The following is a 23,186-nucleotide window of genomic DNA, read 5'->3' as shown; positions in this document are numbered from 1 at the left end:
GCTTATGTTTAGCCTTTAAAATCAGTGGTGAGTGTTGTTTTTAAGGTTGTGTTTCTGTTTTTATCTAAACAAATAATAAATGTAATCGTTTCCACTAATGTGATCGCACTCACTTCTCTCTGGCGAATTGCCTCCTATCATACGGGCAACTTAAGCACGTTATCGTTTGGAGGCTGTATGAGTACTACCGTCAAAGTGTCGGCGGCTGAAAAGAGCCAGAGCAATGCAGGGATGACTTTTTTCGTCTGTTTTCTGGCCGCACTGGCTGGGTTGCTATTCGGTCTGGATATCGGGGTTATTGCGGGTGCTCTGCCGTTTATCACCGACTCGTTTAACATCACCAGCTCCCAGCAGGAGTGGGTGGTCAGCTCAATGATGTTTGGGGCGGCGGTCGGCGCCGTGGGCAGTGGCTGGATGAACTTCCGTATCGGGCGTAAATACAGCCTGATGATTGGCGCCGTGTTGTTTGTCGTTGGTTCACTGTGCTCAGCCGCGGCTCCCAACGTGGAAATCTTGCTGATTTCTCGCGTGCTGCTTGGACTGGCGGTGGGGGTGGCTTCTTATACCGCGCCGATTTATCTGTCTGAAATTGCCCCGGAGAAAATTCGCGGCAGCATGATCTCGATGTATCAGTTGATGATTACCATTGGCATTCTGGCGGCCTACCTGTCGGATACCGCATTCAGCTATACCGGCGCCTGGCGCTGGATGCTGGGCGTGATCACCATCCCTGCGGTATTGCTGTTGATCGGCGTGTTCTTCTTGCCGGATAGCCCGCGCTGGCTGGCTTCGCGCAATCGCCATGAGCAGGCGCGCCAGGTATTGGAAAAGCTGCGTGATACCAGCGCTCAGGCGCAGCACGAACTGAATGAAATTCGCGAAAGCCTTAAGCTGAAACAGAGCGGCTGGGCGCTGTTTAAAGACAATAAAAACTTCCGCCGCGCCGTGTTCCTTGGCGTCCTGCTGCAGGTGATGCAACAGTTCACCGGGATGAACGTCATCATGTACTACGCACCGAAAATTTTTGGCCTGGCGGGCTTTGCCAGTACCGCACAGCAGATGTGGGGGACGGTGGTTGTCGGCCTGGTTAACGTGCTGGCGACCTTTATTGCCATCGGGTTGGTTGACCGCTGGGGGCGCAAACCGACGCTGACGCTGGGCTTTGTCGTCATGGCGGCGGGCATGGGCGCGCTGGGGACCATGATGAATGTGGGCATGACCTCGCCGGCCGAGCAATACTTTGCCATCATCATGCTGCTGATGTTTATTGTCGGTTTTGCCATGAGCGCCGGCCCGCTGATTTGGGTGCTGTGTTCAGAGATCCAGCCGCTGAAAGGCCGCGATTTTGGCATAACCTGTTCTACTGCCACCAACTGGATTGCCAACATGATCGTCGGGGCGACGTTCTTGACCATGCTCAATTCGCTGGGTAGCGCGCACACTTTCTGGGTGTACGCAGCGCTTAACCTGGTATTTATCTTCATCACGCTGGCGTTGATTCCGGAAACCAAAAATATCTCGCTGGAGCATATCGAACGCAATCTGATGGCCGGTAAACCGTTACGCAATATTGGTTCGCGCTAGCCGACAGGCTGGGCATAGGATATTCGTTCAGGCATCTGGCGTTAACGCCAGATGCTGACGACAGGAGGATATTATGGCGATTTTGGTGACCGGCGGTGCAGGATACATTGGTTCGCACACCGTATTGGCGCTGCTGGAACGGGGTGAAGATGTGGTGGTGCTGGACAATTTGGTCAATGCGTCTGAAGAGTCCTTGCGACGCGTAGCGCAGCTGACGGGCAAAGCCGCAAAGTTCTATCGGGGTGATATACAGGACGCAGGCTGCTTGCAGCGGATCTTTAACGAGCAGCAGATTGCTTCGGTGATCCACTTCGCCGGTCTGAAAGCGGTAGGGGAGTCGACCCAGAAACCCCTGGAGTATTATCAAAACAACGTGACGGGCACGTTGGTCCTGCTGGAAGCGATGCGTCAGGCCGGCGTTCACCGGTTTATCTTTAGCTCCTCCGCCACGGTGTACGGTGAAAATGCGCCGGTGCCTTATCGCGAAGATATGCCGATTGGCGGCACTACCAGCCCTTACGGTACCTCAAAATGGATGGTGGAGCAGATCCTGCAGGATTTTGCCAAGGCCGAACCGGCATTTTCGATTATCGCGCTACGCTACTTCAACCCGGTAGGCGCCCATGAGTCGGGGCTGATTGGTGAAGATCCCAGCGGCATTCCCAATAACCTGCTGCCGTATATCGCGCAGGTCGCTATTGGCCAGCGTGAAAGCCTGAGCGTGTTCGGCGGCGATTACCCGACCAAAGACGGCACCGGCGTGCGTGATTACATTCACGTGATGGATGTTGCTCAGGGCCACCTGGCGGCGATGGACCACTTAAAACTGATCGCCGGTTTCAAAGCCTATAATTTGGGCTCTGGGGTAGGGTATTCGGTGTTGGAAATGGTGCAGGCGTTTGAGAAAGCCTCGGGGGTAACCATTCCCTACCAGATTTTACCGCGCCGTGCGGGCGATCTGCCTGCCTTCTGGGCCGATGCCAGCCTGGCGAAACAGGAGCTGGGCTGGCAAGTGCAACGCGGCCTTGATCTGATGATGCGCGATACCTGGAACTGGCAAAGTAAAAACCCGCAGGGCTACCGCCAATAGTTTTTCATCGACAGTAAAAAAGGGTTCAGCTTGCTGAACCCTTTGTTTTTAGTGCGACGTAACGCTTAAGCCAGCTTTTGTTGCGCCCAGGCCAAACCGCTTTGGTATTCGGCCGGTAACAGCGGCGCCAAAGCCTGCAATGCCTGTTGCAACGCACCGGCGTCGGGATCGTTCAGGTTGAGATGCCCAACCTTGCGGCCCTCGCGCACCTCTTTCTCGTACCAGTGCAGATGCACCAGCGGTAACGCCAGCCACTGCTGATTTACCGCGGTACCGATCAGGTTGACCATCACCGACGGGGTGCTCACGACCGGCTTCGGCAGCGGCAGGGCGAGAATGGCACGCAGGTGCAGTTCGAACTGGCTGATAGACGCGCCGTTTTGCGTCCAGTGGCCGCTGTTGTGGACCCGAGGCGCCAGTTCGTTAATCAGCAGACGATCGCCAACGATAAAACACTCCATCGCCATGACGCCGACGTAGTTCAGTTCATCAAGGATCGCCGTCAGCATCTGTTCAGCTTGCTGTTGCAGCGCAGGATTGGGCTGCGGCAACGCCACGCTGGTGCGCAGAATGCCTTCTTCATGCAGGTTATGGGTCAGCGGATAGAACACCGATTTACCGTCGTGTCCGCGTGCGCCGACCAATGAGACCTCGCCGGAGAAGTTAATCCCCTGTTCGACGATGCATTCGCCATAGGCATCGGCCGGCAGTTCGGCTTCCTGACCTGGGCGCAGACGCCACTGACCCCGGCCGTCGTAACCGCCGACGCGACGTTTAACGATAGCCAGTTCGCCCAGGGTCGCGAAAACCTGCGGCCACTCGGCGACGTCGGTCAGCAACTGCCAGGGGGCAGTGGCCAGGCCGAGCTGATCGAGTAACTGTTTTTGCGTCAGGCGGTCCGCCAGACGGGGGAAAATATCGCGGTTAACGAAGCTGTTGTGGGTCGCCAGCTCACGCGTCAGCGCGGTTTCCGGCCAACGCTCGATTTCGGCGGTGATCACGCTGTTTTGATAAGGTACCGCTTCCGGCTCAGCGTCGAGGCCAACCGGATAGACGGCGATCCCCAGCGGCTCACCGGCCTGGCGCAGCATACGCCCCAGTTGACCGTTACCCAGTACGCAAACCGGCTTCATGCTTCCTCCCGCGGGTCCGGGTTATTCAGCACCTCGTCAGTCTGCGCCTGACGCCAATCGGCCAGGCGTTGCGCCAACTCAGCGTCATGCAACGCCAGAATTTGCGCTGCCAGCAGTGCAGCATTGGCGGCGCCGGCCTTGCCGATCGCCAGGGTGCCTACCGGAATACCGCGCGGCATTTGCACGATGGAATACAGGCTGTCCACGCCGCTCAAGGCAGCGCTTTGCACCGGCACACCCAGCACCGGCACCAGGGTTTTCGCCGCCAGCATACCCGGCAGGTGCGCAGCACCGCCCGCACCGGCAATGATCACGTCGATACCCTTGGCGCTTGCCTGTTCGGCAAAGCTGAACAGCTTGTCTGGCGTGCGATGAGCGGAAACGACTTCGACATGGAACGGGACGTCGAGTGAGGTCAGGACTTCGGCCGCAAACTGCATGGTGGCCCAGTCACTTTTCGATCCCATTACAATTGCGATTTTAACCTCAGCGTGAGTGGCTGAAGCGGCGTTGGCTCCCATGGGTGTAAGGCTCCTGTAATTGTACAAACGACGGCCGATTGCCTGCGGCGGGAGGCCGAATGAGGGCGTAGAGCATACCATGAGCGAACGGCAAGGAAAACGGTTGCGTCGCCGGTTTTGATCGTCAAAAGCGCGAATTTTTATACCCGCGCGTGAAGTCAGAAGCTTAGAAAGGGAATTGGATCAGTTCGACGGCGTCGGCGCTGACTTTGATCATCGAGCCTTCTTCATGCCAGGCACCCAGCACTAAACGGTGAGCTTTGCCGTTGCTCAGCGTCAGCTCATGCACGGCCGGACGATGCGTGTGGCCATGGATCATCCAGTGAACCTGGTGGTTCAGCATGGTTTGCTCAACCGCCTGCGGGTTGACGTCCATGATGGCGTCCGATTTGTATTGGTTGCTTTGCCGGCTGCGGGCACGCATTTTAGCGGCGATCTTAAGGCGCCAGCGTAAAGGCATTGCCAGGAACAATTTTTGAATCAGTGGGTTGTGTACTTTTCGGCGGAACTGTTGGTAGGCCCGATCGTCGGTACACAGCGTGTCACCGTGCAGGATCAGGATTTTGCGGCCATACAGGTCCAGCACCTTTTCTTCCGGCAGCAGTTGCATGCCGCTGGCACGGGCAAAGCGCTTGCCCACCAGAAAATCACGGTTGCCGTGGATAAAGTAGCAGGGCACGCCCGCCTGTTGCAGCGTTTTCAGCGCCGCGGCGATTTCAGCATGCAGCGGTTCGGGATCGTCATCGCCGATCCAGGCTTCGAACAGATCGCCGAGTATGTACAGGGCTTCGGCGTGTATGGCATCTTGCCGCAAAAAACGCAGAAAACCGGCAGTAATTGCCGGTTCCTGTGCGCTTAAGTGCAGATCTGCAATGAACAGCGTGTTCATTCAGCTGCGATTACTCGCTGACGGTAACGCTGGTGACGATCACGTCTTCTACCGGTACGTCCTGGTGCATGCCGCTGCGGCCAGTTTTCACGGCTTTGATCTTGTTAACCACGTCCATGCCTTCAACCACTTCAGCAAATACGCAGTAGCCCCAACCCTGGGCGTTTTCGCCGCGGAAGTTCAGGAAGTCGTTGTCTGCTACGTTGATGAAGAACTGTGCGGTCGCGGAGTGTGGATCGTTGGTACGCGCCATTGCCAGGGTACCGATGGTGTTTTTCAGACCGTTGTTGGCTTCGTTCTTGATGGTGGCTTTGGTGTCTTTCTGGCTCATACCCGGCTCAAAACCGCCGCCCTGAATCATGAAGCCATTGATAACACGGTGGAAAATGGTGTTGTTGTAGAAACCGTCACGGCAGTAGTTCAGGAAGTTTTCAACGGTAACCGGTGCTTTGTCCGCGAAGGTGTTGATAACGATGTCGCCGTGATTAGTGTGGAAAGTAACCATAGTTTTAGTCCTAACAAGATGAAGTGAGATGTCACATGGAGCGAGTGAACTATCAGACCGCCGTTATAACATATCTCCTGTAATGAGTCAGCAGCGGCTAAACCGCGCTCAGGCTGTGGTAAATCGCAATTTGTTATATTATAACATCTGTGGCAATCGCTGATTTATCACCGTTTTCCACCTCTGAGCTCAGCAAAGCGCGGCCTTAACCTTGCATTAGATCAGGCTTCGGGTTTCAATACGCTGCTGGGTGAACAACCTTAACCCTGGTTATCATTTTTGTTATCACGCACACCACGGAATGTCCCGATGCTAAAGATTTTTAATACCCTGAGTCGTCAAAAAGAGGAATTTAAACCCATTCATGCCGGTAAAGTGGGCATGTACGTGTGCGGGGTAACCATCTATGACCTGTGTCATATCGGACATGGGCGTACCTTCGTTGCTTTCGACGTGGTGGCACGTTATCTGCGCTATCTCGGCTACTCGCTGAACTATGTGCGTAACGTTACCGACGTTGACGACAAAATTATCCGCCGCGCGACTGAAAATGGCGAAAGCTGCGATCAACTGACCGCACGCATGCTGGCGGAGATGCACGCCGACTTCGATTCTCTACTGATCGAACGACCGGACATTGAACCGCGTGCGACCCAGCATATCGCCGAGATTATTGAGATCACCCAGCGCCTGATCGATCGCGATCACGCGTATGTAGCCAGCAACGGCGACGTGATGTTCTCCATCGACAGCGATCCGCAATACGGTTTGCTGTCACGCCAGGATCTGGATCAGTTGCAGGCCGGTGCGCGCGTAGAAATCGACGACGTGAAACGCAACCCGATGGACTTCGTGCTGTGGAAGATGTCCAAGCCGGGCGAACCGAGCTGGGCGTCGCCTTGGGGCGCAGGGCGTCCGGGTTGGCACATTGAATGTTCTGCCATGAACTGCAAGCAGCTTGGCACCCATTTTGATATCCACGGTGGCGGTTCCGATCTGATGTTCCCGCACCACGAGAACGAAATTGCCCAGTCGAGCTGCGCCCACGACGGCCCGTACGTCAATTACTGGATGCATTCCGGTATGGTGATGATCGACAAAGAAAAAATGTCGAAATCCCTGGATAACTTCTTCACTATTCGCGACGTGCTGGGTTACTACGACGCTGAAACCGTGCGTTACTTCCTGATGTCCGGCCACTATCGCAGCCAGTTGAACTACAGCGAAGAGAATCTGAAGCAGGCCCGTACCGCTCTGGAACGCCTGTACACTGCGCTGCGTGGCACTGATGCCAACGCCCAACCGGCCGGCGGCGACGTGTTTGAAGCCCGTTTCCGTGAAGCCATGGACGACGACTTCAACACGCCGGAAGCTTACTCGGCGCTGTTTGATTTGGCGCGTGAGGTTAACCGTCTGAAAGCTGAAGACATGACGGCGGCGAACGGCATGGCTGCAGAGCTGCGCAAGCTGGCGAAGGTGCTCGGTCTGCTGCAGCAGGAACCTGAACAGTTCCTGCAGAGCGGCGCACAGGTCGATGATAGTGAAGTGGCGGAGATCGAAGCCTTGATCAAGCAGCGTAACGATGCGCGTAAAGCCAAAGAGTGGGCGTTGGCGGATGCCGCGCGCGATCGCTTGAATGAGATGAACATCGTGCTGGAAGATGGCCCGCAGGGAACCACCTGGCGCCGTAAGTAATCCGCTTTAGGCTACAAACAAAAAAGGCGCTGAGTTAATCTTCAGCGCCTTTTTCTATGGAGCGGGGATTACGGCTTAACTACAACCTTACCGCCGTTAAACTCCACGACCTGATCGGCAACGATTTTGCAGCGTTTGCGCGTTTCGACTTTGCCGTTCACTTTCACCTGCCCATCGGCGATGACTTCTTTGGCGGCACCGCCGCTTTCACACCAGCCCTGGAATTTGAGCAGGTCGCACAGTTCGACGTGCGGGTGATTATCCAGATTAAAAGTTTCCATACTGCCTTACTTATTTAGGTTGAACGTCGTGATATTCCTCGCAGGCCTGCAAGGTATTTTGGATCAGTGTAGCAACGGTCATTGGACCCACGCCACCCGGAACCGGAGTAATGTAGGCGGCGCGTTCGCTTGCGGCGTCAAAATCCACGTCGCCGACCACTTTACCACTTTCCAGACGGTTAATGCCGACGTCCACCACGATAGCGCCAGGTTTTATCCAGTCGCCCGGAATAAAGCCCGGTTTGCCGACCGCCACGACCAGCAGATCGGCGTTTTCAACGTGGTGGCGCAGGTTCTTGGTGAAACGGTGGGTTACGGTGGTGGTGCACCCGGCCAGCAGCAGCTCCATGCTCATTGGGCGGCCGACGATGTTGGACGCGCCAACCACGACGGCATTCAGGCCATAGGTATCGATGTTGTAACGCTCAAGCAGGGTGACGATACCGCGTGGGGTGCAGGGGCGCAGTTTTGGCGCACGTTGGCACAGGCGGCCAACGTTGTACGGATGGAAACCGTCGACGTCTTTATCCGGATGAATACGCTCCAGCACCTTGACGTTGTCGATACCGGCCGGCAGCGGCAGCTGCACTAAAATGCCGTCGATCTCACCGTCGGCGTTCAGCCGATCGATCAGCGCCAGCAGTTCAGCCTCACTGGTGGTGGCAGGCAGATCGTAAGAGCGGGAGAGGAAGCCCACTTCATCACAGGCGCGGCGCTTGCTGGCGACGTAAATCTGTGAGGCGGGGTTCTCGCCAACCAATACGACAGCCAGGCCCGGAGCGCGTTTTCCGGCGGCCAGACGTTGTTTAACTTGCTCAGCCACTTCGTTTCTAACCTGCTGCGCAATCGTTTTACCATCAATAATCTTTGCTGACATCAGTGAGGAAATCCATCAATTAAGAAAAGCGGGGGATGACGCTATTTTGTCAGAAGCGGAGCGCGCTGTCAGGCGCTGAATCGCGATCGACGGTGTTTGCCAGGTGTGATTTACGCTTTTTTTATGCCAACGTCAGGATCCTCTACGCCTTTTTTACCGCTCGCTGCGTAAGCTGTGGCTATTCACACTGAGGACGGGAGTCAAAATCATGATGCTCATTACCCGGTTGCACTTTTTACACCTGCCTGTTGATAGCCAGGCATGCCAACCAAGACACGTGGGGGAAACGGTATTCGATTCGTCCTTGCATCCGGCTGACGTTGCGCAGCTGATTGCCCTGCATCAGCTTGCCGCACACAAAACGCCGCCTTCATGGAGAACGCGCCTGGGCGCATTGTGCCGGAGGCTGCGTGCATGAGAAACATCAAAGGGATGGGTTTTATGCTGCTGGTATGGGGGCCAATGGCGCAGGCTTCGTTAAATGCCGCACCGGTTAGCGCAGCTTTACTGCAGCCGTTATCGGCGGCTTGCAACCCGTTGGCGGCCCAGCATGCCGATTGGGGAAACATCAACGCGATGGTGCGCTCGGCTCGCGTTTGCCTGCAGCGTCCGGCAGAACAGCAACAGTCGGATCGTATGCCAGAACAGGCTGATGCCGGCCTGGTACAGCGTAACAGCAGCCTGTTACCGGACTTAACCCAAGGGAAATGACGCGGTTAACTCAATGCAGGGCGGCGGTAATGACTGAAAATTCATCATAAAGCACGGCTGCTGACGTAACGTCATGAAAAGGCATTGACTCAATGATCTCTGACCGTATAATCCAACCCGCAACTCCCGGTTGCCGCATCCCAATGCGCCCTTAGCTCAGTTGGATAGAGCAACGGCCTTCTAAGCCGTAGGTCACAGGTTCGAGCCCTGTAGGGCGTACCATTTCGAAGTCAACACACCTCTACTGAATTCGCTTTTTCTCCTTTATATTCCCTGAAATTACTGATTTTTTCTGTCACGAGCGCTATCGAGGTCAACTCAGTTAAAGCCAAATCAAGTGGTATCTGGGGGCTTTAGAGGGTGCTCATCTCGATTAGAGGCCTCTGATGCCACTAAATACACGACAAACCCAAATAAAAAGAATACAAGCCACACCGATGTGGCAGCCTGTATTTGTCGGTAACACTTAACCTACGAAATACTGGTGGTTTAGGCTGTTTGTGACTTTAGTCATAGAGTTTTCTTACCTTGAGCATAAATCACTCTCCATTCAGAAATAAGATTCTGGCATGACATTCACTTTCCTTAGCGGCGGTTTTTCCGAAATAGTGCACTTCGCCTGCGTATTCGTGAGAGCACTTAATTCCATGTTTATTATGTTTATCGCAAGTATGTAAATACACAGCGAGACGATTTTCACCCTGTGTCGGGATTTTAAAAGAAGATTTTTTCAGTCAATGGGTTTTCACCCTCGCTCTATCAAAAAGTCAGTAATTTTATTTAAAGATATATCGGGTGGCGATGGTGGTATTCATTAGTTTGGTTCATTTTTATTGGCAATTTCCCGTTTGTTATTTTTATATGAGAGATTGTAGCGTTGTTTTTTTGGTTTTATTATCTGATTTTATCTTGATGGTTTCATTTTTGAAACGCCTGATTTCATTACAGTGACTAGTCAAAATTTAAATGCATACCGATAGTGAGTGAATTGATGATGAGGATTCTTTTCATGACAACATTTCACCTTGGTAAAAGTAAGTTTTCACCGCTATCTGAGCTGATCTCGATTCATGCAAACGAACGTTCTGGCGCTATCGCTTTACGCTACAAGGACATCGTTGTTACATATAAAGAATTGCAGCGTTATTCTGAACAGATTTTGGCAGCGATACAGTATAATAAAATCCCTCCGCGCACTGCTATTGCTATCGCTTCGTCCAATCCATTGCTATCCACGTTAGCTCTTCTTGGCGTTATTAGTGCCGGTTGTGTCGCTGTCCCCGTCGCTCTATCGTCGTCACCCGAGCAAATCGCCTCGGTCATTGCAGACGCATGTATTCCTTTAGTCTTTTTGGATAACGAATTTCTTCAGGGGTTGCCATCGATTGGCGCCAAGGTCGCTAACCTTGACGACTTCGATAGCTGGTTAGCCCCTGAAGAGTTTGCTGTTACGCATGTGGAAATATCGCCGGCAGATCCTTTTAACATCATCTATTCATCAGGAACCACGGGTACGCCAAAGGGAATTATCCATACGCATGGTATGCGTTGGAGTCAAATAGCGGCATATGGGCAGATTGTTCCGCGATGTGACTCTGCGGTCACTTTGATCGCCACGCCGATCTATTCCAATACGACATTAGTCTGTTTGCTGCCGTCGCTTGCCTACGGGGGGACTGCGGTGTTGATGGGCAAATTCGATGCTTATGAATATTTAGTTGAAGCGCAGAATTCACGAGCTACCCACACCATGCTGGTTCCTGTGCAGTATCAACGAATTATGGCTTCAACAAAATTCGACGATTTTGATCTTGGTAGTTTTATTTTTAAATCATGTACGGGGGCACCTTTTTCTCCCGAGTTAAAAGCCGATGTCATCCGCCGTTGGCCAGGCGCCTTGCTCGAAATTTACGGGATGACAGAAGGAGGGGGGAGCTGCGTCCTCTTGGCAAATGAACACCCTGATAAACTCCACACGGTCGGTCAGCCTGTGCTTGGCTGCGAAATTCGCTTGATTGATGCACAAGGGAATGAGGTCAATTCTGGAGAGATCGGTGAGGTCGTGGGGCGTTCTAATATGATGATGGCCGGTTATCACGGGCGCCCGGACACGACCCGGGAAGCCATCTGGATTGATGCAAATGGCGATAGATTTATACGGCATGGTGACCTTGGGCGTTTCGATGATGAGGGTTTTTTGACCCTGCTTGGGCGCATTAAGGACATGATCATTAGCGGCGGTTTTAATATATATCCATCAGATATAGAAGCAGTTTTGCGGTTACATCCCTTCGTTGCAGATTGCGCGGTTATAGGTGTTCCCTCGGTTAAATGGGGAGAAACTCCCTACGCCTTCTACGTGCCTAAAAACCACTCGCTCAGCCCTAATGAAGTCATCACTTGGGTTAATGAGCGCATGGGCAAGACACAGCGTTTATCCGGCGCACAGGCAATTGCTCAACTGCCTCTTAGCGCGATAGGAAAAGTACTTAAACGTGAACTGCGCGCGCTCTTTCTGACCGAGCACCCCACCTCATTAGCATGATAAGGAATTGAACTATGAAACCCGACCTGCAGGATCGTGTTGCGATTATCACCGGCGCCGGTGGCGGGCTTGGTCGTGCCCACGCACATCTGCTAGCCCGTCACGGTGCCAAAGTTGTGATAAATGATATTGGGCCGGGTGCCGACAAGGTTGCCGAAGAAATCAATTCATCGGGGGGAGAAGCCATTAGTTTCCAGGCCTCTGTGACCGATGAGGAGAAAATAAGGGCCATGGTTACAGACACGATGGAGCGGTGGGGGAGAGTCGATATTCTGGTCAACAATGCAGGTAACCTGCGGGATAAGACTTTTGTCAAAATGACTTTGGATGATTTTCGCTCCGTGTTGGACGTACATCTAATGGGGTCCGTGATTTGTACCAAGGCCGTATGGGAGCCTATGCATCGCCAAAAGTATGGGCGCATCGTATTCACGACGTCCTCTTCCGGTCTATATGGCAACTTCGGGCAGGCCAATTATTCAGCGGCGAAAATGGGTCTGGTGGGGCTGATGCAAACACTGGCACTGGAAGGAGCCAAGAGCAATATTTTGGTGAATTGTTTGGCGCCTACGGCAGCGACCGCTATGAGCGATGGGCTTTTGGTACCGCAAGCAAAGCGTGTATTGCAGCCTGAGGCAGTGAGTCCGGCACTCCTGCCGCTGGTTTCGCAGTGCGCCCCGACCAGGGCTATTGTTTGCGCAGGCGCGGGTAATTTTGCCCGCGCCTATATAACGTTGACCGGTGGGCGCTTTTTAGGCAGTGACGCCCATGTCACCAACCGTATTTTCGCCGACTGGCAAGTGATCGGCGATCGCGAGTCTGAGCAGGTTCCTGAGTCTGCCACTGCGCAGATTCATCAAGAACTCATCGCCGCTTTCCGTTCACAAACCGAAAATAACCAGTGAGAATCTACTATGCGTGATGCCGTTATTGTTTCCACAGCCCGAACCCCGATTGGCAAAGCCTATCGGGGGGCTTTTAATGCCACCCCATCTGCAACACTGGCTGGGCATGCAATTAAACACGCTGTCGAGCGAGCAGGGATTGTTGGTAGTGAAGTGGATGATGTGTTACTCGGTTCTGCGTTGCAGCAAGGAGTGCAAGGGCTGAACATTGGCCGCCTGGCTGCATTGCGCGCCGGATTACCCACGTCGGTTTCAGGTATGTCGTTGGATCGCCAGTGCGCTTCGGGCCTTATGGCGGTTGCTACGGCGGCCAAGCAAATCATTGTCGATGGTATGAGTATTGCCGTTGCCGGAGGTGTGGAATCCATCTCGATGGTGCAGACTGATCGGATGCGAATTGAGCCTGACATGGAGCTTTTTTCGCTGTACCCAACTGCCTATATGCAGATGGTGGATACGGCTGACATCGTAGCGAAGCGTTATGAGATCAGCCGGGAATCCTGTGACGAATACTCGTTACGCTCCCAGCAACGAACGGCAGCAGCGCAGTTAGAAGGGTTGTTCGACAAGGAAATTGTTCCTATGCGCGCTTTGATGGCCTACAACGACACGGAGACCGGCGTATTGGCCTATAAAGAGGTCTTGTTGGAACGTGATGAAGGCAATCGTCCAGAAAGTACCCTGGACGATTTGCGTGCCCTTTATTCCGTCAAGGGACCCGGCAAAAATGTTACCGCTGGCAACGCTAGCCAACTCTCCGATGGTGCCTGTGCGCTGGTGCTTATGGAAGCCAAGGAGGCCGAACGCAGAGGCCTGCAGCCGTTAGGTCGCTATGTTGGTATGGCCGTAGCGGGGGTTGATCCGGACGAGATGGGAATTGGCCCCGTTGCCGCGGTGCCTAAATTGCTGCAGAGCAATGGCCTAAAGATTGATGATATCGGGTTATGGGAGCTCAATGAGGCATTTGCAGTGCAAGTGATCTATTGCCGAGACAGGCTGGGTATTCCGGACGACAGGTTGAACGTTAATGGCGGCGCTATTGCAATAGGTCATCCCTACGGCATGTCCGGCGCCCGGATGACGGGGCATGCGCTGATTGAAGGGAAGCGTAGAGGCGAGCGCTACGCCGTAGTGACGATGTGTGTCGGCGGAGGAATGGGGGCTGCCGGTTTATTCGAAATCTATTGAGAGCGGCGCCTCACTCAGAAGTTAACCACTCACAGGATGGGTCAGGCGTCATTTTTGGTTTGGAAGTTTATCGACGGGAAAAGAACGAGGTTCTGTTTCGGAAAGAGCTTATCGGCCTGCGGTTGCCACTCTTTTGTAAGACGCCTAACGATTTCCTCGATGAAATCCAGAAATACTTTTAACTTGGGTATGGATGCCAGCCGATCAAGATATAAAGCATAAAGCTGCGGCGACTCACTTATTTCATAATCAGGCAAGATGCGAACTAACTCTCCCGAGAGTAATCCTGGCAGCGCCCAAATACCGGTAATGGGGGCGATGACGCGGCCATGTTTCACCAGTTCGAGGATTTGTGAATGATCGGTCGATAAAAATCTATGGTAAGTAGGTAACGTAAAGCGTTCCTGGTCCCGGGATATTTCGAGCCTGGGCACATAAGCAGGCAAAGGGCCCGGCTCAACCGCCGCTGCGTCGAGGTAGAAATTACCGATGATGGCATGATCTTCGAGATCCTCTGGAGAGGTCGGTATTCCGTTGGCTTGTACGTATTCTTGGCTTGCTACCAGGATGTTTTTTACCTCTGCGATTTTTCGGGCGGTCAAACGAGAATCCGATAACCACCCGCAATGGAGAACGACATCGAGAATGTTAGGCTCTGGGAGTAATCTTTCTCCCACTCGTACGCGAACGTCGATCTCCGGATAGTTATCCAGAAACTCGTGTAAGTTGGGAGTGAGGAGCGTTTTAGCGACATCACTGGTACAGCCTATGCGCAATATACCGGCCGGGCTACTCCTGTAGGTTGCAATCTCGGCGTCAGCGTCTTCCATTTCTTCTCGCATGCGTATGCATCGTGCGTGTAAAACACTCCCCACTTCGGTAAGCGTTATGCGCCGCGTAGTACGTTCGACAAGTCTAACGTTGTAGAGGGACTCCAAACGCGATACCGCCCGGCTTACCGTTGCTTTAGACTCACCCAGTGCACGCGCTGCCCCAGAAATAGAGCCACGATCGCCGACCATTGCGAATATTTTGAAAGCATCGCTTTTTTCCATGTTCTATCCTCTGGCTGTCACATTCTCATTAGCTAAGAAACTCGAGTGCTATTTAACATTAAAATAATGAGGGAGATGGAACGGGGTAATATTCTAAAGCGCTGACCAATTTTTGTTGGCAACTATCGCTTAGGCATCGACGTAGTATCAAAGACAGCAATACCGCCAGCCTTAACAGAGACTCCTATATAGCCGATCCTTTGTTTCCACAACTCCCGTGGGCGCAAAGAGGGGTTCCGCGCGGCCTTACATGTCGGCTAACATTTCGTCATTTTCATTAAAGGTCAGGATGGATATGACTCCTGACCTTTAATGTGATTATTGATTAATGTATTTCCGTCTATTTCAAGGGAGAGTGTTGGATTAACTCTCCGCCGTTACAATTTTGTTTTTTGAATCTTTCACCAAGAAAATAAAGAAAATTTTCTATAGCTGATTAGCTATTGACCCCGCTTCCTTCTGCCATCCTTCTGCCAGGGTGCGCACCAGTGCATCATAGCCGTCTTCGCTTTGCTTGAGTTCCAGGTTGAACGGCCGTTTGATCAGCCGGCCCTGATGATTCAGGATCCACTCACCGCGGATGACAGCCTTACCGTCAAAGCGGCCATGGAAGCCGCTAATGGAGACGTTAAGCACATCCTGATTGCGACTCATTGGCTGGGAAGATATTACCCAACCCGGTAGCGCGCTGCTCAGATTGGTCACCAGCGTTTGCTGCAGTTGCTGGTCGAGTGGGCTGGCCCATAGGTTGTTCTGGGCTATGACGTACTGCACATCGTTAGTCTGAAAAACCACGCCATTCTGCATGAGATAATCGGCCACGAAAATATGTTCCAACCACAGTTCACGCGTTGACGCGCCGCTGCTCACCGGGGCTGGCATGCCCAACGCCTGCAGCTGATAGTAGGTTTTTTTTGGGGTGCTGCTACAGGCGCTGAGCAGCAGTGTCAGAGCTATCGGGAGCCATTTCATCATTTATTGGCCTTCTTAGGCTGGGGATCATCATGGCTGGCGGCTTCAAACACCAGCGCATTGCTCTTGTCATTCAGAGTGCGTAGCACCGGCTGCAGTTCACGCAGCACCTGATCCAGACGTTGCATGTCCGCTACCATTTTGTTGTAGGCAGGAGAGCCTGGTTGGAACCCTTTCAAACTACGATTGAGTTCCTGCAGTGTTTTCTGCATGTCCTGCGGTAGCGCCTGCATCTCTTTGCTGGAGATGATGCCATTCAGCGACTTCATGGTCTGCTGAGTGGACTTCATGGTCCTCTGGCTTTCCGCCAGCGTTTTGGTCGCTTCGTTGATCATCGGATTGAGTGGTATCGCGTTGATCTTATCCAGCGTTTGCATCAGTTTTTGCTGGATCTGCGCAAGACCGCCGCTGGTTGTAGGTATCAGCGGGTAGCCGAACAGCTCGTGCGGTTCATCCCAAGCCTTATCCTGCGGATTAAAGTCCAGATCGATATAGAGTGAACCGGTTAGCAAGTTGGCTGATTTTAGAGAAGCGCGCATGCCGCGTGACTCGGCGTCTTTCAGACTTTTATCAAAATCAAAGTCCTTGCCTAACTTCCTCAGGCGTTCTGGCTCGATGTGGATTAACACCGGAATGCGGTAATCGTTGTTCAAACGATGTTCAATACCTTCTTTAAAAAATGGCACTTGGGCCACAGTACCGAGACGGATACCCCGAAACTCTACCGGCGCACCCGGCTGTAATCCGCGAACCGAGTCGGTGAAGAACATCAGGTAATCTTTGTGCACGGTATACAGTGAGTCCTGAATACTGCGTTGGTTGTCGAACAGTTGATATACGTCCTTTTCTTTAGCCTGTTGGCCTCTATCCCAATCGTCTGGCACGTCAAAGCTCACGCCGCCGCTGAATAAGGTGGCCAACGAGCCCATTTCCACGCGCATGCCTTGTGCCGACATGTCGAATGCTACACCGCTGTCTTTCCAGAAACGCACGTTGCTGGTCACTAACTGGTCGTAGGGGGCCGAGATAAACAGCTGGTAGCGCATGGTGCGCTGTTTGGGATCGAAATAGCTGGTTTCCACTGAACCGACACGGTAGTTGTGAAATAGCACCGGATCGCCGGCGTTCAACTGGCCAGATTTCTCACTGTCGAGCAAGATGCGCAGCCCTTTGGCGTCCGCAGAGGCCAGCGGCGGCGCATCGAGCAGTTGGTAGTTATCCTTGCCGCCTTTGCCTTTATTGCCCGGCCGCAGTTCGATATAGGCACCTGACAATAGCGTACCCAGGCCGGAAACGCCTTCGCGGCCGATCTGCGGCTTCACCACCCAGAAGGCGCTATCCTGACGCAACAGCTTATCCATGCCGGAGTTAAGGCGTGCTTGCACCATCACCTTGCTCAGGTCGCCGCTTAAGGTCACGGTTTCGACGACGCCGACGTCGACGCTGCGGCTTTTGATTTCGGTTTTGCCCGCTTCCAGCCCTTCGGCGCTGGTGGTAACCAAGGTCACCACCGGCCCCTGATGGCTAAAGTGGTAAAACAGGATCCAGGCACCGATCAGCGCGGTGACGATAGGGATGATCCATACCGGCGACCAGCGCGCAATCTTCTCAACGCCTGCGATGTCATTATTGTTTGCCGTCACCTTGCGGCTCCTTTTTTATTGTTTCGTTTAGACGATCCCAGGTCAGCCGGGGGTCGAAAGCCATGGCGGCGAACATGGTGAGGATCACCACCAGAGCGAATAACAACGCGCCAGTTGCAGGGTAGACGCTCATCAATAGGCCTATATGAACCAGCGCAGACAGTACGGCGATGACAAACACGTCGATCATTGACCAGCGGCCAACGAATTCGACCACTTCGTAAATCAGATGCATACGTTCACTGTTGCCGCGGTTTTTCCCGTTGCCGTTGGCGTCCCAGCACAGCCAGCCGATCGCCAGCATCTTCAGCGACGGCACCATAATGCTGGCGATGAAAATGACCATCGCCACCGGATAAGATCCTTCTCCCCACAGCAAGATCACCCCGGCCATGATGGTCGAATTCATTTTGTTGCCCAGTGCTTCGGTGACCATGATCGGCATCAGGTTGGCAGGGATATAAAGCATGAGTGAGGTCACCAGCAGCGCCAGCGTCCACTGCAGGCTGTTGCGGCGGCGCACGTAGCCATTGGTATGGCAGCGTGGGCATTGGGTCACCTCGGCCGGCAGAATTGCCGTGCAACAGAGACAGGAGCGCACGCCCTGGCGCATGCCAGTGCCCCCGACCGTTAACGGAAGATCCAGGCGCGGCGCCGGTGCGATGTCCTGCCACAGCCAGTGGCGATCTACGCACTGAAAGGCGCGCACCTGCAACAGACAGAACAGGCAATAAGGCAAAAAGCTGCCGCCGATGCCGATATCGCCATAGGCCATCAGTTTGACGAAGCTGACCAGCACCCCGGCGAGGAAGACCTCCACCATGCACCAGGTTTTAAACTGGAACAGCATCTTGCCCAGCCACTCTTTTAATGCCAACGGCATACGCACTCTGGCGCACAGCACAATGATGGCCAGCATACAAAATGCGGGGATCAGTTGTACGAGCAACATAAACAGCGTAGCCATGCTGGCGTGGTTTTCTTCCAGCATGACCTGAGGGATATTAATCAGTTTGATTTCATTACCGAAGCCGGCAACGCGCATATTGATAAACGGAAAAACATTAGCCAGCAGCAGCATGAACAACGCACTGAGGGCGTAGCCTATCGGCCGTTTGCGCGGTTCCTCCCAGCGGGTGCTGAGAGTCGTGCTGCAACGTAAGCATACCGCTTTGGTGCCCGCGCTTAACGGCGGTAACGCCATCAGTAAATCGCACTGCGGGCATAGAATCAGTTTCTCAGTTAAAGGTTGCGCGTGCCGGATTGCTAAAATTATACGCATATGAGATTCAACGGCCCACATTACCCTGTCCCAACAGAGTTTCATGCTCTTTGGAGGACAGAAATCGTAGAGAAACCCCAGTAGGGCCGTATTCCTTGCGGAGCGTGCCATTGAGAGTTATGTCGGTTATGTATGTGCAGCAGGCCATAGTTACCGGGATAACAAGGGAAGAAGAACTTGATCTACCACTTCTGCGATCAGTTCGCTGTCCACTATCTGGCTGCGCTCGGTATGGCGGAATTGAACAACACCTGGCAACAAGTCGATTAACAGATCCAGGTTCACTTGGTCCGAAACAAGCAGCTCACCACGGTCAATCGCACGTTCGATTATTTCTAAGACGCGAATACGACGGCTATTCAACCAGCCTGGGAGCGTCTGTTCTACCCAGCCGCTGAGGATGCGATGGTTTCCAAGAAACTCAATGATTGCGAGACGGATATCGGGGTCGTTCAGGCCGTAGAAGTGTTCATAAACGGCGATAAGGTCACTGCGCAGTGAACCCGTATCGATGGGCAGATCGGTGGGTGAAAAGGCCAGTAGGGCATCAGCCAACAGGGCGTCACGAGACTTCCACCGTCGGTACAGTGAAGCTTTGCCTGCTCCTATCCGTTTAGCTACCGCTTCCATAGTGAGTGAATGGAAGCCGCCTTCCGCTACCTGCGCTAACGCCGCTCGCATAATCCGCAAGTCTAATTCTGCATCTCGAGGGCGTCCCACCGCCGGCCTGGCGGTTTCCGGGGCTAAAGTGGGGGCGTCTGAGGGTGTAATTTTCGACATAATTATGATCCTTGACAGTTTCGATACTGAATCGTATCGTAAATTAACGACTACTTCTACGGAAAATTCACATGAGCGTATTTCTCACCTGCGCAAGACTCTTGATGGGGCTTGCGCCAAAAATTCTTGCCGATGACGTGAAGCTGCACAAGTACCTGCTAAATAGGCCTTCCCCTCAGGCCGCGCCTATTCCAACCGCACTTCGTTCTTCCTGCCAAATCGAGGAGCGCGAGCACCAGGGGCAGCGAGTCGTGACTCTGACGCCACGGACCGGAAAGCGCGATCTGCACGTGCTCTATCTGCACGGCGGTGCCTACGTGAACCCACTGCATCACTCACACTGGAGCATCATCAGTGCGGTGATCGGCGCGACCGGCGCTACCGTAACCGTTCCGCTGTATGCCCTTGCTCCCGAACATGACTATCGCGTTGGCACCGCTCTGATCGATACGGTCTTTGACAGCATCGTTTCCGCCCGAAAGGGTGAGCGAATCGTCGTGATGGGCGACAGCGCAGGGGGCAACGCAGCACTGACGCTAGCGCTTCGTCGACGCGATGATGGGTTGTCGCTCCCTGACCATCTCTTTCTGTTTGCCCCATGGTTGGATCTCTCTATGAGGGACGCTGAAATGAGGGAGCTGGAGAATAAGGACGTTATGCTTGCCGTGGACGGCGCACGAGTATGCGGGAGAATGTGGGCTGGAGACATTTCCCCCGAACTACCCTACATGAGCCCGCTTTACGCTGACTTGCGGGGGATGCCGCCGATGAGCATATTCCAGGGAGACCGCGATATCTTTGTTGTTGACGCGCGGAAGTTCGCGGTAAAAGCGCAAGTCGCAGGCGTCACGCTCGACTACCACGAGTATCCAGGTGGTTTTCACGTATTCATGGGGCTCACTTTCCTGCCGGAAGCGAAAGACGTCTTTCGCAAGGTGGAAGCAGTGACTAGATACCTAGGGAATGCGGCATGACAACCAGACATACAAAGCCAGGCGGCTCTTGCCGCTGGATCAGCGCCTGTCTGGGGCTTATCCTGCTACTCACCGGTGCTGCCATGCTGTACGGCGGTATCTGTCTTATCAAGCTGGATGGCTCCTGGTACTACGCCATCGCCGGCATCGTGTTGCTGATAACGGCATCGCTATTGCTGCTGGCACGTCGCAGCGGCTTTGTGCTCTATGCCGGCTTTTGCGTAGCGACGCTGGCCTGGGCTTTGTACGAATGCGGCTGGGACCCGATTGCACTACTGCCGCGCTTGTTGTTCTTTCTGGTATTGCTCATCGTCATGTTGCTGACCTGGCGTTGGTTCGCCCGGCCTTTTACGCGGCATCGCGAAAGCGCGCGCGGCGACATGCCTGCGTTGCTGCTCGGCAGCGCGCTAACGTTGTTACTTTTTAGCCTGTTAATAGTCGGCTTACAGCCTGACCACGGCATCGATCTGACCACGGCATTGGGCGAATATCCCGCCGAAGACATGCCCGTCAACTCGGCATCTAACGCCCCCGGCGATTGGACGAACTACGGACGAACACCCGGTGGCCAGCGTTACTCGCCTCTGGATCAAATCACTCCGGCCAACGTTGCCGATCTCACACTGGCCTGGACCTTCCACTCTGGCGCAACCGGCCTGCCGCAAGGCAATAAAGCGAGCGAGTTGATGTTCGAGGCTACGCTGCTGAAGGTACGCGACAAGCTTGTGTTCTGTACCCCCCATGACGAAGTCATCGCCGTTTCGCCTGAGACAGGAAAATCGATCTGGCGCTTTAATCCTCATGCGAATCTGAGCGCAGCACCGTTTCTTGCCTGCCGTGGCGTATCCTATGACGAAACGCCAGGGGCCAGCGGCGTTTGCGCTCATCGGATTATCACCGCCACTCTGGATGCCAGGATGTACGCGCTGGATGCCGATACCGGCCAGCGTTGCCCGGCGTTCGGCCAGAACGGCGAAATCGATCTGACCGCAGGCATGGGCCTGGTCAAGCCGGGTTTCTACTACGTCACTTCACCGCCCTCGATCGTGCACGGCAAGGCTGTGATCGGCGGGTGGGTGTTCGATAACGTGGAACGCGGCGAGCCCTCCGGCGTCGTGCGCGCATTTGATACCCGCACCGGCGAGCTGGCCTGGGCCTTCGACATGGGCCGCACCGATCGCACAACACTTCCACCCGCAGGCGAGTTCTACACGCGCGGCACGCCAAATGTCTGGGCACCGATCAGCAATGATCCGGCGTTGGGCCTGGTCTATCTGCCAACCGGTAACGAAACGCCGGATTTCTTCGGCGGCGGCAGGCAAGCCGTATCGGAAAAATATGCCAGTTCGCTGATCGCCGTCGACGCGGATAGCGGAAAGATACGCTGGCACTTCCAGACCACCCACCACGACATTTGGGACTACGATATTCCATCTCAACCGACCACGGTCGACTTGTCCGGCGCACAGGGCGTAGCGCCAGTACTCGCCTTGCTGGTACCGACCAAGCGCGGCGAGTTGTTCATGCTTGACCGGCGCACGGGGGCTCCGTTGACTCACATCGAGGAGCGGGCGGTGCCACAAGGGGCCGTGCCAGGCGAACACCTGTCAGCTACCCAGCCCTTCCAGAGCGACATGCCTACGTTTGCACCGGCCACGTTGCACGAAAGCGACATGTGGGGAGCTACGCCGCTCGATCAACTGTATTGCCGTATCCGCTTCAAGGCGTTGCGCTACGAGGGCGCATTTACGCCGCCATCGGTACAAGGTTCACTGGCGTACCCCGGCTCGGCGGGTGTCTTCGAATGGGGCGGTGTATCGATCGATCCTTTGCGACATATCGTCGTGGCGAACAACAATTACATGGCGATCATCAACAAGCTGACCCCACGCGACGAGGTTTCAGCCAACGGTAAGCAAGGCAACAAGGGCGGCGATTTCGGCGGCCCGCAATTAGGTACGCCTTACGCCATCAGTGCCACGCCGTTCGTATCGCCATTGGCCATACCTTGCAATCAGCCACCGTGGGGCATGCTCAGCGCGCTTGACCTCAAAACTCGCAAGCTGCTCTGGCGCCATCCGTTAGGCAGCGCTTATGACAACGGCCCCTTCGGCATTTCCTCCCATGTGCCGCTGCAAGTCGGCGTGCCGAACATGGGCGGCTCGGTGGTGACCCGCAGTGGACTGATCTTTATCGCCGCCACGGCTGACCGCACGCTCCGGGCGTTTGATCTGCGTACCGGCCGCGAGCTGTGGCACGCCATACTGCCGTTCGGCGGCATTGCCACTCCGAGCGTCTACGAAGGCAAGGATAAACGCCAATACGTTGTCATTGCCGCTGGTGGGCATACCGGCCTTGGCCGTTTTGGCGGTGATGCGGTGATGGCGTTTGCATTGCCTAAATCGCCTTGAAACACTGAATTCCAGGCATAGCAGGGGGGCTTGGTCATTGCAGCATGAACCTTGCTGCAAGTGTTCAGCCCCCTAGATTTCTCGCACGAGCGCTAGCCAATACGATCCACAGAAAATGAATCTATAATGGCCGCCCTGAGCGGCT

General features: G+C 54.3%; 20 protein-coding genes and 1 tRNA gene. 10 read left to right on the top strand and 11 right to left on the bottom strand.

Annotated elements, in window-relative coordinates; translation table 11 throughout:
• Positions 1–177 precede the first annotated feature (177 nt).
• Both ACMGG1_RS18740 and galE read left to right on the top strand, forming a co-directional pair.
• Positions 178–1,584 (top strand): sugar porter family MFS transporter, encoded by a 1,407-nt coding sequence (locus ACMGG1_RS18740; RefSeq protein ID WP_217330893.1) that lies wholly within the window; start codon positions 178–180, stop codon positions 1,582–1,584.
• Positions 1,585–1,657: 73 nt separating this feature from the next.
• Entirely contained in the window at positions 1,658–2,674 is a 1,017-nt protein-coding gene (gene galE, locus ACMGG1_RS18735) for a UDP-glucose 4-epimerase GalE (RefSeq protein ID WP_142815767.1), read from the top strand.
• A gap of 65 nt (positions 2,675–2,739) precedes the next feature.
• Here the strand turns inward: galE and purK are convergent, their stop codons facing one another.
• From purK to ppiB, 4 genes are all read right to left on the bottom strand, one after another.
• A complete protein-coding gene (gene purK, locus ACMGG1_RS18730; protein WP_020825560.1) occupies positions 2,740–3,807 on the bottom strand; it encodes a 5-(carboxyamino)imidazole ribonucleotide synthase in 1,068 nt (355 codons plus the stop codon).
• Positions 3,804–4,328, bottom strand: a complete 525-nt coding sequence (gene purE / locus ACMGG1_RS18725) for a 5-(carboxyamino)imidazole ribonucleotide mutase (RefSeq protein WP_020825561.1) — start codon at positions 4,326–4,328, stop codon at positions 3,804–3,806. Before purE ends, purK begins: the two co-directional genes overlap by 4 nt.
• 166 nt (positions 4,329–4,494) lie before the next feature.
• Positions 4,495–5,217: a UDP-2,3-diacylglucosamine diphosphatase gene (gene lpxH / locus ACMGG1_RS18720; protein WP_020825562.1), complete on the bottom strand. Its 723-nt coding sequence runs from the start codon at positions 5,215–5,217 to the stop codon at positions 4,495–4,497.
• A gap of 10 nt (positions 5,218–5,227) precedes the next feature.
• Positions 5,228–5,722 (bottom strand): peptidylprolyl isomerase B, encoded by a 495-nt coding sequence (gene ppiB / locus ACMGG1_RS18715; RefSeq protein WP_020825563.1) that lies wholly within the window; start codon positions 5,720–5,722, stop codon positions 5,228–5,230.
• Positions 5,723–6,031: 309 nt separating this feature from the next.
• Between ppiB and cysS the strand changes: the two genes are divergently transcribed.
• On the top strand, positions 6,032–7,417 hold the full coding sequence (gene cysS, locus ACMGG1_RS18710) for a cysteine--tRNA ligase (RefSeq protein WP_142815766.1): 1,386 nt from the start codon (positions 6,032–6,034) through the stop codon (positions 7,415–7,417).
• Between the two features lie 68 nt (positions 7,418–7,485).
• On the opposite strand, the gene ybcJ is transcribed toward cysS, so the two are convergent.
• Together ybcJ and folD are read right to left on the bottom strand one after the other, a co-directional pair.
• Positions 7,486–7,698, bottom strand: a complete 213-nt coding sequence (gene ybcJ / locus ACMGG1_RS18705) for a ribosome-associated protein YbcJ (RefSeq protein WP_012005606.1) — start codon at positions 7,696–7,698, stop codon at positions 7,486–7,488.
• A gap of 10 nt (positions 7,699–7,708) precedes the next feature.
• Positions 7,709–8,575, bottom strand: a complete 867-nt coding sequence (gene folD, locus ACMGG1_RS18700; protein ID WP_020825565.1) for a bifunctional methylenetetrahydrofolate dehydrogenase/methenyltetrahydrofolate cyclohydrolase FolD — start codon at positions 8,573–8,575, stop codon at positions 7,709–7,711.
• Between the two features lie 414 nt (positions 8,576–8,989).
• On the opposite strand from folD, the gene ACMGG1_RS18695 reads away from it, so the two are divergent.
• The 5 genes from ACMGG1_RS18695 (at position 8,990) to ACMGG1_RS18675 (ending at position 13,924) form a co-directional block, all read left to right on the top strand.
• A complete protein-coding gene (locus ACMGG1_RS18695; protein WP_128864444.1) occupies positions 8,990–9,286 on the top strand; it encodes a hypothetical protein in 297 nt (98 codons plus the stop codon).
• A 145-nt stretch (positions 9,287–9,431) separates the two neighbouring features.
• Positions 9,432–9,508: transfer RNA gene (locus ACMGG1_RS18690), tRNA-Arg, on the top strand.
• 787 nt (positions 9,509–10,295) lie between these two features.
• Positions 10,296–11,831 (top strand): class I adenylate-forming enzyme family protein, encoded by a 1,536-nt coding sequence (locus ACMGG1_RS18685; RefSeq protein ID WP_128864445.1) that lies wholly within the window; start codon positions 10,296–10,298, stop codon positions 11,829–11,831.
• A 14-nt stretch (positions 11,832–11,845) separates the two neighbouring features.
• The gene (locus tag ACMGG1_RS18680; protein ID WP_128864446.1) at positions 11,846–12,736 is read left to right on the top strand and encodes an SDR family NAD(P)-dependent oxidoreductase; all 891 of its coding nucleotides are present in this window, start codon (positions 11,846–11,848) and stop codon (positions 12,734–12,736) included.
• A 9-nt stretch (positions 12,737–12,745) separates the two neighbouring features.
• On the top strand, positions 12,746–13,924 hold the full coding sequence (locus tag ACMGG1_RS18675; protein WP_128864447.1) for an acetyl-CoA C-acyltransferase: 1,179 nt from the start codon (positions 12,746–12,748) through the stop codon (positions 13,922–13,924).
• 41 nt (positions 13,925–13,965) lie between these two features.
• Here the strand turns inward: ACMGG1_RS18675 and ACMGG1_RS18670 are convergent, their stop codons facing one another.
• The 5 genes from ACMGG1_RS18670 to ACMGG1_RS18650 form a co-directional block, all read right to left on the bottom strand.
• Positions 13,966–14,979 (bottom strand): LysR family transcriptional regulator, encoded by a 1,014-nt coding sequence (locus ACMGG1_RS18670; RefSeq protein WP_414160926.1) that lies wholly within the window; start codon positions 14,977–14,979, stop codon positions 13,966–13,968.
• Between the two features lie 426 nt (positions 14,980–15,405).
• The gene (pqiC, locus tag ACMGG1_RS18665; protein ID WP_142815761.1) at positions 15,406–15,954 is read right to left on the bottom strand and encodes a membrane integrity-associated transporter subunit PqiC; all 549 of its coding nucleotides are present in this window, start codon (positions 15,952–15,954) and stop codon (positions 15,406–15,408) included.
• Positions 15,951–17,594 carry an intermembrane transport protein PqiB gene (gene pqiB / locus ACMGG1_RS18660; protein ID WP_414160925.1) on the bottom strand — a complete coding sequence of 548 codons (1,644 nt, stop codon included), beginning with the start codon at positions 17,592–17,594 and terminating at the stop codon, positions 15,951–15,953. Before pqiB ends, pqiC begins: the two co-directional genes overlap by 4 nt.
• Complete coding sequence (gene pqiA / locus ACMGG1_RS18655) at positions 17,578–18,876, bottom strand: membrane integrity-associated transporter subunit PqiA (protein WP_414160924.1); 1,299 nt, start codon at positions 18,874–18,876, stop codon at positions 17,578–17,580. The genes pqiB and pqiA overlap by 17 nt, the downstream gene beginning before the upstream one ends.
• A gap of 150 nt (positions 18,877–19,026) precedes the next feature.
• A complete protein-coding gene (locus ACMGG1_RS18650; RefSeq protein ID WP_116691032.1) occupies positions 19,027–19,656 on the bottom strand; it encodes a TetR/AcrR family transcriptional regulator in 630 nt (209 codons plus the stop codon).
• 71 nt (positions 19,657–19,727) lie between these two features.
• Between ACMGG1_RS18650 and ACMGG1_RS18645 the strand changes: the two genes are divergently transcribed.
• Together ACMGG1_RS18645 and ACMGG1_RS18640 are read left to right on the top strand one after the other, a co-directional pair.
• Positions 19,728–20,630, top strand: coding sequence for an alpha/beta hydrolase (locus tag ACMGG1_RS18645; RefSeq protein ID WP_262255081.1), 903 nt, complete (start codon positions 19,728–19,730; stop codon positions 20,628–20,630).
• Positions 20,627–23,041, top strand: a complete 2,415-nt coding sequence (locus ACMGG1_RS18640; protein ID WP_414160923.1) for a pyrroloquinoline quinone-dependent dehydrogenase — start codon at positions 20,627–20,629, stop codon at positions 23,039–23,041. The genes ACMGG1_RS18645 and ACMGG1_RS18640 overlap by 4 nt, the downstream gene beginning before the upstream one ends.
• The last annotated feature ends 145 nt before the right edge of the window (positions 23,042–23,186 follow it).

The sequence above is a fragment of the Serratia sp. BNK-12 genome, from assembly GCF_047456085.1.
Classification (GTDB): Bacteria; Pseudomonadota; Gammaproteobacteria; order Enterobacterales; family Enterobacteriaceae; genus Serratia; species Serratia liquefaciens.
Note: the sequence above shows the minus strand (reverse complement) of the source record. Positions and strands in the feature narration are given on the sequence as shown.